At 55.7% G+C, this 14,467-nt stretch carries 15 protein-coding genes; 11 read left to right on the plus strand and 4 right to left on the minus strand.

Annotated features, from left to right (window positions below):
* Position 1 precedes the first annotated feature (1 nt).
* The 7 genes from hybA to hybG are packed head-to-tail and all read left to right on the plus strand — an operon-like array spanning position 2 to position 5,404.
* Entirely contained in the window at positions 2-985 is a 984-nt protein-coding gene (hybA, locus tag ACS0RQ_RS04000) for a hydrogenase 2 operon protein HybA (RefSeq protein WP_079497108.1), read from the plus strand.
* Positions 975-2,147 carry a Ni/Fe-hydrogenase cytochrome b subunit gene (gene hybB / locus ACS0RQ_RS04005; protein WP_271849770.1) on the plus strand — a complete coding sequence of 391 codons (1,173 nt, stop codon included), beginning with the start codon at positions 975-977 and terminating at the stop codon, positions 2,145-2,147. Before hybA ends, hybB begins: the two co-directional genes overlap by 11 nt.
* Positions 2,144-3,847: a hydrogenase 2 large subunit gene (gene hybC / locus ACS0RQ_RS04010; protein WP_039078064.1), complete on the plus strand. Its 1,704-nt coding sequence runs from the start codon at positions 2,144-2,146 to the stop codon at positions 3,845-3,847. Before hybB ends, hybC begins: the two co-directional genes overlap by 4 nt.
* Entirely contained in the window at positions 3,847-4,341 is a 495-nt protein-coding gene (locus tag ACS0RQ_RS04015) for a HyaD/HybD family hydrogenase maturation endopeptidase (RefSeq protein WP_271849705.1), read from the plus strand. Before hybC ends, ACS0RQ_RS04015 begins: the two co-directional genes overlap by 1 nt.
* Entirely contained in the window at positions 4,334-4,810 is a 477-nt protein-coding gene (hybE, locus tag ACS0RQ_RS04020; protein WP_271849706.1) for a hydrogenase-2 assembly chaperone, read from the plus strand. Before ACS0RQ_RS04015 ends, hybE begins: the two co-directional genes overlap by 8 nt.
* Positions 4,803-5,147, plus strand: coding sequence for a hydrogenase maturation nickel metallochaperone HypA (gene hypA, locus ACS0RQ_RS04025; RefSeq protein WP_271849707.1), 345 nt, complete (start codon positions 4,803-4,805; stop codon positions 5,145-5,147). Before hybE ends, hypA begins: the two co-directional genes overlap by 8 nt.
* A 2-nt stretch (positions 5,148-5,149) precedes the next feature.
* Positions 5,150-5,404, plus strand: a complete 255-nt coding sequence (gene hybG / locus ACS0RQ_RS04030) for a hydrogenase maturation factor HybG (protein WP_071194558.1) — start codon at positions 5,150-5,152, stop codon at positions 5,402-5,404.
* Here the strand turns inward: hybG and fucR are convergent.
* The 4 genes from fucR to ACS0RQ_RS04050 form a co-directional block, all read right to left on the minus strand.
* A complete protein-coding gene (gene fucR / locus ACS0RQ_RS04035; protein ID WP_271849708.1) occupies positions 5,395-6,117 on the minus strand; it encodes an L-fucose operon activator in 723 nt (240 codons plus the stop codon). The two genes, hybG and fucR, sit on opposite strands and share 10 nt — an antisense overlap.
* The gene (locus ACS0RQ_RS04040) at positions 6,114-7,100 is read right to left on the minus strand and encodes a sensor domain-containing diguanylate cyclase (protein WP_271849709.1); all 987 of its coding nucleotides are present in this window, start codon (positions 7,098-7,100) and stop codon (positions 6,114-6,116) included. Before ACS0RQ_RS04040 ends, fucR begins: the two co-directional genes overlap by 4 nt.
* Positions 7,101-7,235: 135 nt before the next feature.
* Positions 7,236-8,105 (minus strand): glutathione-dependent disulfide-bond oxidoreductase, encoded by an 870-nt coding sequence (gene yghU, locus ACS0RQ_RS04045; RefSeq protein WP_271849710.1) that lies wholly within the window; start codon positions 8,103-8,105, stop codon positions 7,236-7,238.
* A gap of 74 nt (positions 8,106-8,179) precedes the next feature.
* Positions 8,180-8,734 (minus strand): DsbA family protein, encoded by a 555-nt coding sequence (locus ACS0RQ_RS04050; protein WP_110295754.1) that lies wholly within the window; start codon positions 8,732-8,734, stop codon positions 8,180-8,182.
* 274 nt (positions 8,735-9,008) lie between these two features.
* Here ACS0RQ_RS04050 and cscK point away from each other — a divergent pair, with 274 nt between their 5' ends.
* The 4 genes from cscK to ACS0RQ_RS04070 all read left to right on the plus strand — a co-directional run bounded on the left by cscK (position 9,009) and on the right by ACS0RQ_RS04070 (position 14,454).
* Positions 9,009-9,935 carry a fructokinase gene (gene cscK, locus ACS0RQ_RS04055; RefSeq protein WP_271849711.1) on the plus strand — a complete coding sequence of 309 codons (927 nt, stop codon included), beginning with the start codon at positions 9,009-9,011 and terminating at the stop codon, positions 9,933-9,935.
* Between the two features lie 152 nt (positions 9,936-10,087).
* The gene (locus ACS0RQ_RS04060) at positions 10,088-11,605 is read left to right on the plus strand and encodes a carbohydrate porin (RefSeq protein ID WP_271849712.1); all 1,518 of its coding nucleotides are present in this window, start codon (positions 10,088-10,090) and stop codon (positions 11,603-11,605) included.
* Between the two features lie 69 nt (positions 11,606-11,674).
* Positions 11,675-13,045 (plus strand): sucrose-specific PTS transporter subunit IIBC, encoded by a 1,371-nt coding sequence (locus tag ACS0RQ_RS04065; RefSeq protein ID WP_039078053.1) that lies wholly within the window; start codon positions 11,675-11,677, stop codon positions 13,043-13,045.
* Positions 13,045-14,454, plus strand: coding sequence for a sucrose-6-phosphate hydrolase (locus ACS0RQ_RS04070; RefSeq protein ID WP_271849713.1), 1,410 nt, complete (start codon positions 13,045-13,047; stop codon positions 14,452-14,454). Before ACS0RQ_RS04065 ends, ACS0RQ_RS04070 begins: the two co-directional genes overlap by 1 nt.
* Positions 14,455-14,467: the final 13 nt, after the last annotated feature.

A 14,467-nucleotide genomic window follows, 5' to 3' on the forward strand; every position in this document is an offset into this window, starting at 1 on the left:
CGTGAACAGACGTAACTTTCTGAAGGTGGCCTCCGGCGGAGCGCTACTGGCGGGGGGAGCACTACCCGTTTCCGCCGCTGTGCATAACCGCCCGGCGATACCGGGCGCGTGGGGAATGCTCTACGACTCCACCCTGTGTGTCGGTTGCCAGGCGTGCGTCACCCGCTGTCAGGACATCAACTTCCCGGCACGTAACCCACAGGGTGAGCAGACCTGGTCGAATAATGCCAAACTCACCCCCTATACCAACAATATTATCCAGGTGTGGCGTAGCGGTACGGCGCAGCATAAAGATCAGCCGACAGACGGTTATGCCTACATCAAAAAACAGTGCATGCACTGCGTTGACCCGAACTGTGTTTCTGTCTGCCCGGTTTCGGCCCTGAAAAAAGATCCCAAAACCGGCATCGTCCATTACGACGCCAGCGTCTGTACCGGTTGCCGCTATTGCATGGTTGCCTGTCCCTACAACGTGCCGAAGTACGATTACAACAACCCCTTCGGCGCGCTGCATAAATGTGAGCTCTGTAATCAGGCGGGCGTGGAGCGGCTCAACAAAGGGGGGCTGCCGGGGTGTGTCGAAGTCTGCCCAACCGGCGCGGTGATTTTCGGTACGCGCGAAGCATTGCTGGCTGAGGCGCAAAAGCGTCTGAAACTGCAACCCGGCAGTGAATATTCTTACCCGCGCCAGACGCTGGATGCCAACGATCCTAACGTTCGCGAAGTCCCGAAATATCATCCGCACCTTTATGGCGAGCATGAAGGGGGAGGCACGCAGGTCATGGTACTGACGGGCGTGCCTTATACCTGTCTGGGCTTGCCGGAGCTGGATGATGTTTCGACCGGTGCGCGTTCAGAAAACATTCAGCATACGGTGTACAAGGGGATGATGTTGCCGCTGGCCGTTCTTGCGGGTTTGACCGCGCTGGTGTATCGCCATACCCGAAGCGATGACCATAAGGGAGGGGATGACGATGCATCATGATCCGCAGCCGCTTGGCGGAAAGTTACTCAGTAAACCGATCTATATGTTTGGGCCGCTGATCGTCTTGTGCGGGCTGTTTATCCTCAAGCGCCTGGTTTTCGGTCTGGGATCCGTTTCCGATCTGAATGGTGGGTATCCGTGGGGGATTTGGATCGCCTTCGACTTGCTCATCGGCACCGGTTTCGCCTGTGGCGGCTGGGCGCTCGCCTGGATGGTCTATGCCTTTAATCGTGGCGAATATCATCCGCTGGTGCGTCCGGCACTGCTGGCCAGCCTGTTCGGTTATTCGCTGGGGGGCTTATCCATTACCGTCGACGTTGGTCGCTACTGGAACCTGCCGTATTTCTACATTCCGGGCCATTTTAACGTCAACTCGGTGCTATTTGAGACCGCGGTGTGCATGACGATTTATATCGGCGTGATGGCGCTGGAGTTTGCCCCTGCTTTGCTGGAGCGTCTGGGCTGGAAGGTGTCGCTAAAACGGCTCAATAAAGTGATGTTTTTCATCATTGCGCTGGGTGCGTTACTGCCTACCATGCACCAGTCGTCAATGGGGTCGCTGATGATTGCCGCCGGGCACAAAGTACATCCGCTATGGCAAAGCTATGAAATGCTGCCGCTTTTCTCGTTGCTGACGGCGTTTATTATGGGCTTCTCCATCCTCATTTTTGAAGGTTCTTTGCTACAGGCGGGGTTAAAAGGAAACGGGCCGGATGAACGGCACCTGTTCAGTAAACTTACCGGTACGTTGAGCGTGCTGCTGGCGCTGTTTCTGGTGGCGCGCTTTGGCGAGCTTATCTGGCGTAACAAACTGTCGTTCGCTTTTGCCGGGGATGGTTACAGCCTGATGTTCTGGACCGAAATACTGCTGCTGGCTTTCCCGCTGGTGGTGTTTCGTGTGCCGCGCCTGCGCAACGACGCCCGGTTCCTGTTTACCGGTGCGGTGAGTATGCTGCTGGGTTGTGCGCTGTGGCGTCTGTCCTACTCTTTGCTGGCATTCAATCCCGGTGACGGCTACCACTACTTCCCAACGGCCGAAGAGCTGATCATTTCCATTGGTTTTGTGGCAACGGAGATTTGCGCGTACATCCTACTTATCCGCCTGTTACCCATAATTCCCCCGTTAAAACAATCAGAAAGCCATGAGGCGAGTAAAGCATGAGTCAACGTATCACCATCGATCCGGTGACCCGTATTGAGGGTCATTTACGCATTGATTGCGAAATTGAAAACGGCGTGGTTTCCCGTGCCTGGGCATCGGGAACCATGTGGCGCGGAATGGAAGAGATTGTGAAGGGGCGGGATCCGCGCGACGCGTGGATGATCGTGCAGCGCATTTGCGGCGTTTGCACCACCACCCATGCGATTTCCTCGGTGCGTGCGGCGGAAAGCGCGTTGAAAATCAATGTGCCGCTGAACGCTCAGTACATCCGTAATATTATTCTGGCGGCGCACACCACCCACGACCATATCGTGCATTTCTACCAGCTTTCCGCACTCGACTGGGTAGATATCACCTCGGCTTTGCAGGCCGATCCGCAAAAAGCATCGGCATTGCTAAAAGGCATCTCGAACTGGTCGCTAAACAGCGCCGAAGAGTTCGCCAAAGTGCAGCAGAAAATCAAAGCGCTGGTTGCCAGCGGGCAGTTAGGTATTTTCGCCAACGGTTATTGGGGACATCCGGCAATGAAACTGCCGCCGGAAATTAACCTGATTGCCGTGGCGCACTATCTGCAGGCGCTGGAGTGCCAACGTGATGCCAACCGCGTGGTGGCGTTGCTTGGTGGCAAAAGCCCGCATATCCAGAACCTGGCGGTTGGCGGCGTGGCTAACCCGATTAACCTCGATGGGCTGGGCGTGCTCAATCTTGAGCGCCTGATGTACATCAAAACCTTTATTGACCGGCTGGAAGACTTTGTCGAGCAGGTCTATAAGGTCGATACGGCGGTGATCGCGGCGTTCTACCCGGAATGGCTGACGATGGGCAAAGGCGCGGTTAACTATCTGAGCGCACCGGAATTCCCTACTGATGCTCAGAATGGCAGCTTCCTTTTCCCCGGCGGCTACATTGCCAACGGGGACCTCGCTACCCGCCGTGAAATCACTTCCCACAGTGACGAATACCTGATCAAGGGGATTCAGGAGAGCGCGAAACACGCCTGGTATAAAGATGAGGAACCGCAGGCGCCGTGGGAAGGGACGACTGTGCCTGCCTACACGGGCTGGCAGGACGAGGGCAAATACAGTTGGGTGAAATCTCCCACCTTCTATGGCAAAACCGTGGAAGTTGGCCCGCTGGCGAACATGCTCAATAAGCTGGCCGCGAAACGGGAAACGACCTGGGAAAAACTTAACGATATCATTGCGATCTACCAGAAACTTACCGGGAAAACCCTTGGCGTCGAGCAGTTGCACTCCACACTTGGCCGCGTGATTGGCCGCACCGTTCACGCCTGCGAGCTACAGCATATTCTGCAGCATCAGTACAAGGCGCTGATTACCAATATCGGCAAAGGCGACCATGTAACGTTCGTGAAACCGGATATTCCGGCGACGGGCGAGTTTAAAGGGGTAGGTTTCCTGGAAGCGCCACGCGGTATGTTGTCGCACTGGATGGTGATCAAGGACGGCAAAATCAGCAACTATCAGGCCGTAGTGCCGTCGACCTGGAATGCCGGTCCGCGTAATGCTAATGGCGATATCGGGCCGTATGAGCAGTCGCTGATTGGCACCCCGATTGCGGATGCGAATAAACCACTGGAAGTCGTGCGTACCATTCACTCGTTTGACCCTTGCATGGCCTGCGCGGTGCACGTGGTTGATGCGGACGGTAACGATGTTGTCTCGGTGAAGGTGCTGTGATGCGTATTTTGGTACTGGGTGTCGGTAACATTTTATTGAGCGATGAAGGCATTGGCGTTCGTGTTATTGAAGCGCTGGAGCAGCGCTATGTTATGCCGGAAGGCGTAGAGGTGCTGGACGGCGGCACCGCGGGCATGGAGTTACTGGAAGCCATGGCGAATCGCACCCACCTGATCATCGTTGATGCGATCGTGTCGCGCAAAAGCGAGCCGGGCGCGCTGCTTATCCTGCGTGATGAAGAGGTGCCGGTGCTGTTCAATAATAAAATCTCGCCCCATCAGTTGGGGCTATCTGATGTCCTTTCCGCCCTGCGCTTTACCGGCGAATTCCCGGATAACATTACCCTGGTGGGGGTGATTCCCCACTCGCTGGAGCCGAACATCGGGCTGACGCCAATCGTTGAGGCAAGCCTGGAGCCTGCGTTACAGGCGGTACTTATGGCGCTACAGGAATCTGGCGTAACGCCGGCATTACGGGAGCGCGCGGATGTCTGATTTCCTCGGTTTTCAACATTCCCCGCATGAACTGGTGGAAGCTGCGTTTGCACGCATTGCCACAGATGAGATGCAGGATTTGCCCTTTTTACATCCGACTATGCCGGTTTTTGTCCCCGGCTTTACGTTGTTTGAAGGGCAATGGATCGGCTGCGTATTGACGCCCTGGATGCTGAGCCTGGCTATCTTTCCAGGCCCGGATCAGTCCTGGCCCCCGCGAAAAGTGGGCGAGAAGATCGGCCTGCAACTTCCCTTTGGCGAGATGATGTTTACTGTCGGCGAACTGGATGGGCTATCCCAGTACTGCGCCTGTTCACTGATGTCGCCGTTGGCGCACGATCTCTGTGTCGGGCAGGGGAAAACGCTGGCCCAGGATTGCCTGCGCATGGTGCTTTCTCTGCCGGTGCGTGACCCGCAGCTCAGCCGCCGTGCTCTGTTTGCTGGCCTTAAAGGCGGCGAGTATGCATGAGCTTTCCCTGTGCCAGAACCTGGTTGAGATCCTTGAACAACAGGCTCAGCAGCATGGGGCAAAGCGGGTAACAGGCGTCTGGCTGGAACTGGGGGCGTTTGCCTGTATTGAGGAGAGCGCTCTGCGTTTTGGCTTTGAGATAACCTGTCGGGGAACGGTGGCAGAAGGGTGCCAGTTGCACCTTTCACAGCGTCCTTCTCTGGCCTGGTGCTGGAACTGCAACGAAAGCGTTGAGGTGAGCGGGGATGAGGTGTGTCCGCATTGCCACAGCCCCGGCTTGCAGCGGGAAAACGACAGCGGCATGCAAATCAAAAGTATCGAAGTCGGTCAGGAGTAGCTATGTGTATTGGTGTGCCCGGCCAGGTGGTGAGCGTTGGTGAAAGCGCTCATCATCTGGCGCAGGTCGATGTCTGCGGCGTTCGCCGCGACGTGAATATTATGCTGGTGTGTGAAAGCGAACCCGCCGCGCTGCTTGGTCAGTGGGTGCTGGTGCACGTGGGGTTTGCCATGAGCGTCATTGATGAGGAAGAAGCCCTGGCAACGCTGGAAGCTCTGCGCGAACTGGATATGGATTTCACCGAACCTCAAAGATGAACCAAACCGGGTTTGGCATCGGTAATCATCTGGGTGACCAGCGCCAGATTACCGATTTTCGCCTCGCTGGCCCGGTAAAATTTACTTTTATCAATCAGCAATAAAGACTGATTTGCACGGCGCAGAAGATGTGCTTTATAGGTGGCGTTATATTTCGTTGAATCCCACATCTCTCCGCTGGCATCCACCCCTTCGCAGGAAAAAATAAACAGGTCGACCTCAAGCGATTTCAGCATCGTGACCAGCGCCGGGTTCACGTAGCAGCGATTTTGCCGCTCCAGCCGTCCGCCAGAGCAGATGAGATCGATATGCTGGCGGCGCGCCATCTCCTGGCAAACGGGCAGGCTGTTGGTAAAGACTGTCAGGGGGATATCCGGCAACTGGCGCGCCAGATGAAAACAGGTCGAACTGGCATCCAGCGCCAGCGTCATCCCTTGCTCAATCCAGTTCAGGGCGTGGCGGGCAATATCGGCTTTATCTGCATAATGGCTTTTACGCCGGGCGTAAAACGGCTCGCCATCACTCTGTTGCGGCGTGTGAAGTAATCGCGCCCGACCGTGGCGGCGCACAATTTTTCCCTGCGTCTGTAGCGCTTTTAGATCCCGACGAATGGTCTCTTTGCTGACGCCAAGCTGCCCGGCGAGTGCGTCGGTGGTCAATGTCTCATGTTCTGCCAGTAGCTGAATCAACGAAGCCTGGCGTGTCATTTTCATGTCGGTTCCGCCTGCCGGTATGAAAGGGACAGCAGCGTGTGACCAATGGCTGCACCATTTTTACCGGTATGTTTTATCTGATACATCGACTGGTCTGCGCGGCGTAGTGCGTTAACAAAATCGTCGCCGCGCTGTACTTCATCGATACCGATGGATGCCCCCACCTGTGCCTCGCCATTATCCAGCTCGAAGGGGGTTAGCGCGGCGTGCAGGCAATTATGCGCGGTGCTGTTGATAAGCAAACTGTTGAGCGCAAACGGCAGCAGCAGGACAAACTCATCGCCCCCCAGACGCCCTACCACTGACCCTTCCGGGCAGGCTTCACGCAGGCGCCGACTTAACTGTATCAACAATTCATCACCACTACGGTGACCAAAGGTGTCGTTGACGACTTTAAAATCGTCCAGATCGATAAACGCGATGCACAACGGGCCAGCCGCCTTGAGCGTATCGAAATGATGAATCAGCGCGTGGCGGTTCGCCAGCCCGGTCAGCGGGTCGTGGTTCGCCAGCGCCGCAAGCTGCTCTTCATACTGCTTCTCTTTGGTCATGTCGATGTGGGTACCGGTGACCTTTAACGGCTTGCCGTCGCTGTCCCGGTCAGTGACACGCCCACGGTCCAGCACCCAGGTGACGGTGCCGTTTTTATGCTGCATACGGTGCAGCGCTTCATAGAACGGGGTTTTGCCGTTGAGGTGGTCGTAAAACGCATCGAGAACGCGCTGGCGGTCATCCTCATGCAGATGCTCTTTCCAGACATTAAAGTGGGCGCTGAGCTCTTTTGGCTGATAGCCGAGCATCGATCCCCAGCGTCGGTTGTAGATAATCAGTTTCCCGCTGGGCACATCAAGCTGCCATAAACAGAGGCCTGTGCCATCCAGCGCCGCGCTGAGCTTGTTACGGGCATCACGCGCAATTCGCACCAGACGGGCGTTATGCTTTTTCAGGTTCTGGACCTGCTGTTTTAGCGCATTTTCAGACATTTGGCGTGATTATGGGTAAATAAAAGGCATTCTTACTGGTTATCTCAGAGGTTGTAAATATGAAGTGATAAAAACAGTCTCAGGCTGGTCTGGGAAGGGGAATTCCCGGACGCTTGCCGTCCGGGAAGAGGGGGATTAGCCGTTGCGTTTGTCTTCGGTGTGGGTGTCGAAATCGCTGGCATCGTGGCGTTCGTGCAACTGTTCGCTCGGCTCACCAAAGGTACGGTTGACCATACGCCCACGTTTCACGGCAGGACGCTCAGCAACCTCTTTGGCCCAGCGCAGAACATTCTGGTAGCCACTGGCTTCAAGGAACTCGGCGGCGTTGTAAACATTGCCCAGTACCACGTTGCCATACCACGGCCAGATGGCCATATCGGCGATGGTGTATTCGTCACCCGCCACGAACTTGTGTGTTGCGAGCTGCTTGTCGAGCACATCTAACTGTCGCTTGGCTTCCATCGTAAAGCGGTTGATAGCGTACTCGATTTTTACCGGCGCATAATTATAGAAGTGACCAAAGCCGCCGCCGAGGAACGGCGCTGAGCCTTGCAGCCAGAACAGCCAGTTCAGTGTTTCAGTCCGCCCGGCGAGGTCTTTGGGCAGGAAGTGACCAAACTTCTCTGCCAGATAAAGCAGAATGGCGCCGGACTCAAATACACGCGTTGGCGGGGTGGTGGAGTGGTCACGCAGCGCCGGAATTTTGGAGTTCGGATTCACATCCACAAAGCCGCTGGAGAACTGATCGCCTTCACCAATGCGGATGAGCCAGGCGTCATACTCCGCCTCTTTCACGCCTTTCGCCAGTAGCTCTTCGAGCATGATCGTCACTTTTTGACCGTTCGGCGTACCCAGCGAATAAAGCTGTAGCGGGTGCTTACCAACGGGTAATTTTTTGTCATGGGTCGCGCCGGAAATGGGGCGGTTTATATTGGCAAACGCGCCGCCGCCGCTGTCTTTATCCCACGTCCAGACTTTTGGGGGTTGATAGGTGTTCTCTGACATGTTGACCTGCCTTTTCGTTAAGGTATTGAAGCAGTGTAGCAGCCGTCGGATAGGGGCGTGTTTCCCCGCTCCAATCAGGCCAGAATACGCGCCGCCCAGGCGCTGATATCATCACCGCTGCCCAGATCCGCCTGTACCAGGCCGTTGACCATAAAGGTGGGGGAGACGTGGATACCGTTCTGGCGCGCATATTTACAGTGCCATTTGATTTCCGTCTGCAATTCCGGGCGCGCGAAGGCTTCACTCACCTTCACGCCGCTATAATTTTCAATTCGCTCGATGATCTGCTGCGGGGTGGCATCCATATTCGGGCCGCTGCAGTGGTCGGTAAACTCGAACTCTTCCCGGTGATCGGCAACAGCCTGCATCACCTTATGTGCGGCATCGCGACCATTGGGCAGCGTGGAGGCGGCAAGAATGCAGCGCACAATGACGCCAGAAAACAAATGCCAGGGCTGCGATTGCAGGCGAATTTTTACCGTCACCTTGTCTTCACCCACTTCTTTTAGCAGCGCATCCAGTTTGTTAAACGCGCGCACGGAGAACGGGCAGGTGGGTTCCAGAAAAACTTCAAAAGTGCGTGGGCCGTGACCCCAGACCAGCGGCTCGGCATGTAACGGTTGGCTCATGTTGACTCCTGATGGTTAGCACGATGTTGTGGCAGATGTGAACGTTGCGATGACCAAAGAGAATATCAGGATGTGATTTCGTGAGGCACTGGAATTGATGAATTTGGCAGGAGTGACGGCTAAACCGCCCAAAAAGCCAATGCCACAAACAGACCGCCAGGCAAGACCCTGCGGTTGATGTAGCGCACCTCATTTTGCATTGGCAGCAGAATAGATTTGCTTTGCTAAACCGGTTTAATTAGATTTTAGCAATACATTCTACTGGGAGAAAACCATGTCAGCTCAAGTCTGGTGTCTGGGTGATGCCGTTGTTGATCTGTTGCCAGAGGGCGACGGGCGATTAATGCAGTGCGCGGGGGGAGCCCCGGCCAATGTCGCCGTTGGCATTGCGCGGCTGGAAGGGAAAAGCGGTTTTATCGGCCGGGTGGGGCAGGATCCTTTTGGCAAATTTATGTACGACTCGCTACGTCAGGAAAAGGTGAACACGGATTATATGACCTTTGACGAGGCACAGCGTACATCCACCGTTGTCGTCGCCCTTGACGACGAAGGCGAGCGTTCCTTCACCTTCATGGTGCGCCCCAGCGCCGATCTTTTCTTGCAGGCTGATGATTTGCCAGCTTTCCGGCAGGGGGAGTGGTTACACTGCTGTTCTATTGCGCTCTCGGCTGAACCTTCGCGGACCACGACGTTACTCGCCATGCAGCGCATACGTGAAGCCGGCGGCTTTGTCAGTTTTGATCCTAATATTCGTACCGATCTCTGGCAGGATCCGCAGATGCTGCAGCGGTATCTGGAGCGAGCCTTCGCACTGGCCGATGTGGTAAAGCTCTCTGAAGAAGAGCTGGCTTTTATGACGGCCTCCTCGGATTTGCGTATCGCGATGAAAACGCTGGCAGAACGTTTTGCGATCAAACTTTTGCTGGTCACTCAGGGCAAAGCTGGCGTGCAGGCGCTCTTCAAGGGCGACATTTTCCATTATTCCAGCGAGCCCGTAGCAAGCGTGGATACCACCGGTGCGGGTGATGCCTTTGTGGCCGGGTTGCTGTGGCAACTGGCGCAAAGAGGTTTACCCCAAAGCGAGCCAGATCTGGCATTGGGCCTTAAGTATGCGCAACGATGCGGTGCACTGGCGACCACGGCGAAAGGGGCGATGACCGCGCTACCCCATCTTGCGGCTTTGATGGCGCCGCAGGGCTGATTTCCATAACGATTTGCGACCCTCCTCACATTCACTAAACCGGTTTAGCTAATTTGTTTGCAGGTTGAAATTCACCACGATTATGATTCGCGACTAAACCGGTTTAGCAAAACATTCAGCACTCTTACCTCTTTCATAGGGACGCAAAAACAATGAGAAAAAGCACGCTCGCTATCACGCTTGGTTTGTTAATGGGGTCGGGTTCTGCCCTTGCAGCAGAGCCGGGGACCAGCAGCATCGAGGCGCGCCTTGCCGCGCTGGAACAACGTTTACAGGCCGCCGAACAGCGGGCGACTAACGCAGAAAAAAGAGCAGAAGCCGCCGAGTTGCAGGCAAGAAATGTGGCAACCGAGCAGCAGAAAACGCAGACCACCACGGCTGAGGTGGCGCAGCGCACCACGCAACTGGAGCAGAAATCATCACAAGAAGGTGGCTTTGAGTTCCATGGCTATGCCCGTTCGGGACTGCTGATGAGCGACTCCGCGGCTAAAACCCAGGGTGGGCCAGGGATGACGCCAGCCGGTGAAACGGGTGGACATGTTGGCCGTCTGGGCAACGAGCCGGATACCTATGTTGAGATGAATCTTGAACATAAACAGACGCTGGCTAACGGCGCCACCACGCGCTTTAAAGTGATGCTGGCCGACGGACAGCGCAGCTACAACGACTGGACGGCATCGAGCAGCGACCTCAACCTGCGTCAGGCCTTTACCGAGCTGGGCCATCTGCCCACCTTCACCGGCGCGTTTAAAGACACTACCGTCTGGGCCGGGAAACGCTTTGACCGCGATAACTTCGATATTCACTGGCTTGATTCGGACGTGATTTTCCTCGCCGGGACCGGCGCAGGTATCTATGACATGAAGTGGAGCGATAACGCGCATAGCAACTTCTCTCTCTATGGCCGCACCTTTGGCGATATCGAAAACAGTGAAAATAATGCCCAGAACTACATCCTGACGCTGAACAACTACTTTGGCCCGGTGCAGGCGATGGTTAGCGGCATGCGTGCAAAAGACAACAACGACCGCGTTGACCTCGATGGCAACAAAGTGAAAAGCGATGCGGCTAACACCGGTGTCCATGCGCTGTTAGGGCTGCACAACGAAAGTTTCTATGGCTTGCGTGAGGGGATGTCGAAAACTGCGCTGCTTTACGGCCATGGCCTCGGTGCTGAGGTGAAAACAGTAGGGGCGGATGGCGCGCTGTTACCTCAGGCGGATACCTGGCGTCTGGCGACCTACGGCATGACCCCACTGGGTGGTGGCTGGCATATTGCCCCTGCGGTACTGGCGCAGAGCAGCAAAGACCGTTACGTCAAAGGCGACAGCTACGAGTGGGCGACGGTTAACATGCGACTGATTCAGGAACTGACGCAGAATTTCGAGATGCAGTATGAAGGCAGCTATCAGTATATGGATCTCAAACCGGAGGGTTACAACAGCCGCAATGCGGTCAACGGCAGCTTCTACAAACTCACCGTTGCGCCAACATTGAAAGCGGGTGATGTGGGTGAGTTCCTGAAACGTCCGGAACTGCGTCTTTTCGCCTCCTGGATGGATTGGGATCACAAGCTGGACAACTATGCCAGCGATGATGCTTTGGGTAGCAACGGCTTTAAGTCTGGCGGCGAATGGACCTTCGGCGTGCAGATGGAAACCTGGTTCTGATAATGAAGCCCCGTTAAGGGGCTTCTTGACGCGCTAATTATTACAAATCTCCATAAAACAGGGGCTTATATGGACTTTGAACAAATTTCCCGCTCGCTCTTACCGCTGCTGGGCGGCAAGGACAATATCGTCAGCGCAGCGCATTGCGCTACGCGACTGCGGCTGGTTCTGGCGGAAGATGCCAAAGCAGACACCACGGCGATCGGCAAGGTTGAAGGGGTGAAAGGTTGTTTTCGCAATGCCGGACAGTTGCAGATTATTTTCGGCACCGGCGTGGTGAATAAAGTCTATGCCGCCTTTATCAAAGAGGCGGGTATTGGCGAAACGAGCAAGTCCGAGGCCGCTGCCATTGCTGCCCGCAAACTGAATCCGTTCCAGCGCGCGGCCCGTTTGTTATCGAACATTTTCGTCCCGATCATCCCAGCCATCGTGGCGTCGGGTTTGTTGATGGGGCTGCTGGGAATGGTGAAAACCTACGGCTGGGTCAATCCGGAAAACGCGCTCTATATCATGCTGGATATGTTCAGCTCGGCGGCGTTCATTATTCTGCCTATCCTGATTGGTTTCACCGCGGCGCGTGAATTTGGCGGTAACCCCTTCCTGGGCGCGACGCTGGGCGGCATTCTGACGCACCCGGCGCTGACCAACGCCTGGGGCGTAGCCGCCGGGTTCCATACCATGAACTTTTTTGGTATCGAAGTAGCGATGATCGGCTATCAGGGCACGGTCTTCCCGGTGCTGCTTGCCGTCTGGTTTATGAGTGTCCTGGAAAAACAGTTGCGCCGGGTCATTCCTGACGCGCTGGATCTGATTCTGACGCCGTTTTTGACGGTTATTATCACCGGTTTTGTCGCGCTGCTGGTCATCGGCCCGGCGGGGCGTGCGCTGGGTGACGGTATCTCCTTTGTGTTGAGCACGCTCATCACCCATGCCGGCTGGCTGGCAGGGTTGTTGTTCGGCGGTCTCTATTCGGTGATTGTCATTACCGGCGTGCATCACAGTTTCCATGCGATCGAAGCGGGGTTATTGGGCAACCCGTCTATTGGCGTGAACTTCCTGCTGCCTATCTGGGCGATGGCCAACGTGGCTCAGGGCGGTGCTTGTCTGGCGGTGTGGTTCAAAACCAAAGATGCCAAAATCAAAGCCATTACCCTGCCATCGGCGTTTTCGGCGCTCCTTGGCATTACAGAAGCCGCTATTTTTGGTATCAACCTGCGTTTTGTAAAACCCTTTATTGCAGCGCTGATTGGTGGGGCGGTTGGTGGTGCCTGGGTGGTCTCGGTCCATGTCTATATGACAGCCGTAGGGTTAACGGGCATTCCGGGCATGGCGATTGTACAGGCCAGCTCGTTACTGAATTACGCTATCGGGATGGTGATTGCTTTCAGCGTCGCCTTTGTTATCTCTTACCTGCTTAAATACAAAACGGACTCCGAATAATGACGCCATCAGCCCTGTTGCCGAAGATTTTACTGTCAGTACTTAAAGGCCAACCGAAAGCACTGCGTGACAGCCACTATCCGGCCTGGCATCTGGCCCCGGCGACGGGGCTGTTGAATGACCCCAATGGTTTTATCCATTTTCAGGGGCGGTTTCATCTGTTTTATCAGTGGAACCCGCTCGGCTGTCAGCACAATCACAAATGCTGGGGGCACTGGAGTTCAGCGGATTTACTGCACTGGCAGCATGAGCCGATAGCGCTAATGCCGGAAGAGGAGTATGACCGCAGCGGTTGCTATTCCGGTAGCGCAGTCAACAACCAGGGCGCACTGACGCTGTGTTATACCGGCAACGTGAAATTCGCCGGGGGTGGGCGCACGGCCTGGCAATGTCTGGCGGTGCAGAACGCCGAAGGTGGGTTTGATAAGCTGGGGCCCGTCATCGCGTTGCCGGAGGGCTACACCGGGCACGTCAGAGATCCGAAAGTCTGGCAGCACGAAAACCAGTGGTACATGGTGCTCGGCGCCCAGGATCTGGCGCTACGCGGCAAAGTGCTGCTGCTTCGTTCCGACGATTTGCATCACTGGCAGTTACTCGGTGAGCTCGCCGGTAGCGGCCTCGGCGGTTTAGGGGAGGCAGGGTACATGTGGGAGTGCCCGGACCTGTTCACTCTGGGCGCTGATACTTTCCTCATCTGTTGCCCGCAAGGGGTGGCACGTGAAGCGCACCGTTTCCTTAATACCCACCCGAGCGCGTACCTGAGTGGGGCATTCTCCCCTGAACAGGCGACGTTTGAACATGGCGCGCTGCATGAGCTTGACGCCGGATTTGAGTTTTACGCCCCGCAAACCACCTTAAGCGCTGACGGTCGGCGCCTGCTGGTGGGCTGGATGGGTGTGCCGGATGGCGAAGAGATGCGCCAGCCGACGGTAGCGCAGGGCTGGATCCATCAAATGACCTGCGTGCGTGAGCTTTCCAACCGCAACGGTAAATTGTATCAACAGCCGGTCAGGGAATTGCAGGCGCTGCGCGAAAATGAGCGCCGTTTTGCAGGGCCTGTGGATGACGCACCGGTGATGGACGCCCGGAGCCTGGAGCTATGGGTCGAGTGCGAAGGTGAGCTGACACTGAATATTGGCGATACGCTTATCCTGCACTGGCATAAAGACCATCTGCGTCTTGACCGTCGTAGCCTGGAAAATGGCGAATGGCTCTCGCGTTACTGGGACGGAGAGGCAAATGTGCTGCAAATTTTATGTGACAGCTCAAGCGTTGAGATCTTCATCAATGAGGGCGCTGGCGTAATGAGCAGCCGCTACTTCCCGTCACATCCTGCACAAATAACCTTTAGCGGAAGTGGCGAACTGCGGGCGCAATACTGGTCGTTACGTCCTTGCATGGTAGAATAACCGCTTGTTTCAT

It is taken from the genome of Phytobacter diazotrophicus (assembly GCF_052061655.1).
GTDB classification, from domain to species: Bacteria; Pseudomonadota; Gammaproteobacteria; order Enterobacterales; family Enterobacteriaceae; genus Phytobacter; species Phytobacter diazotrophicus.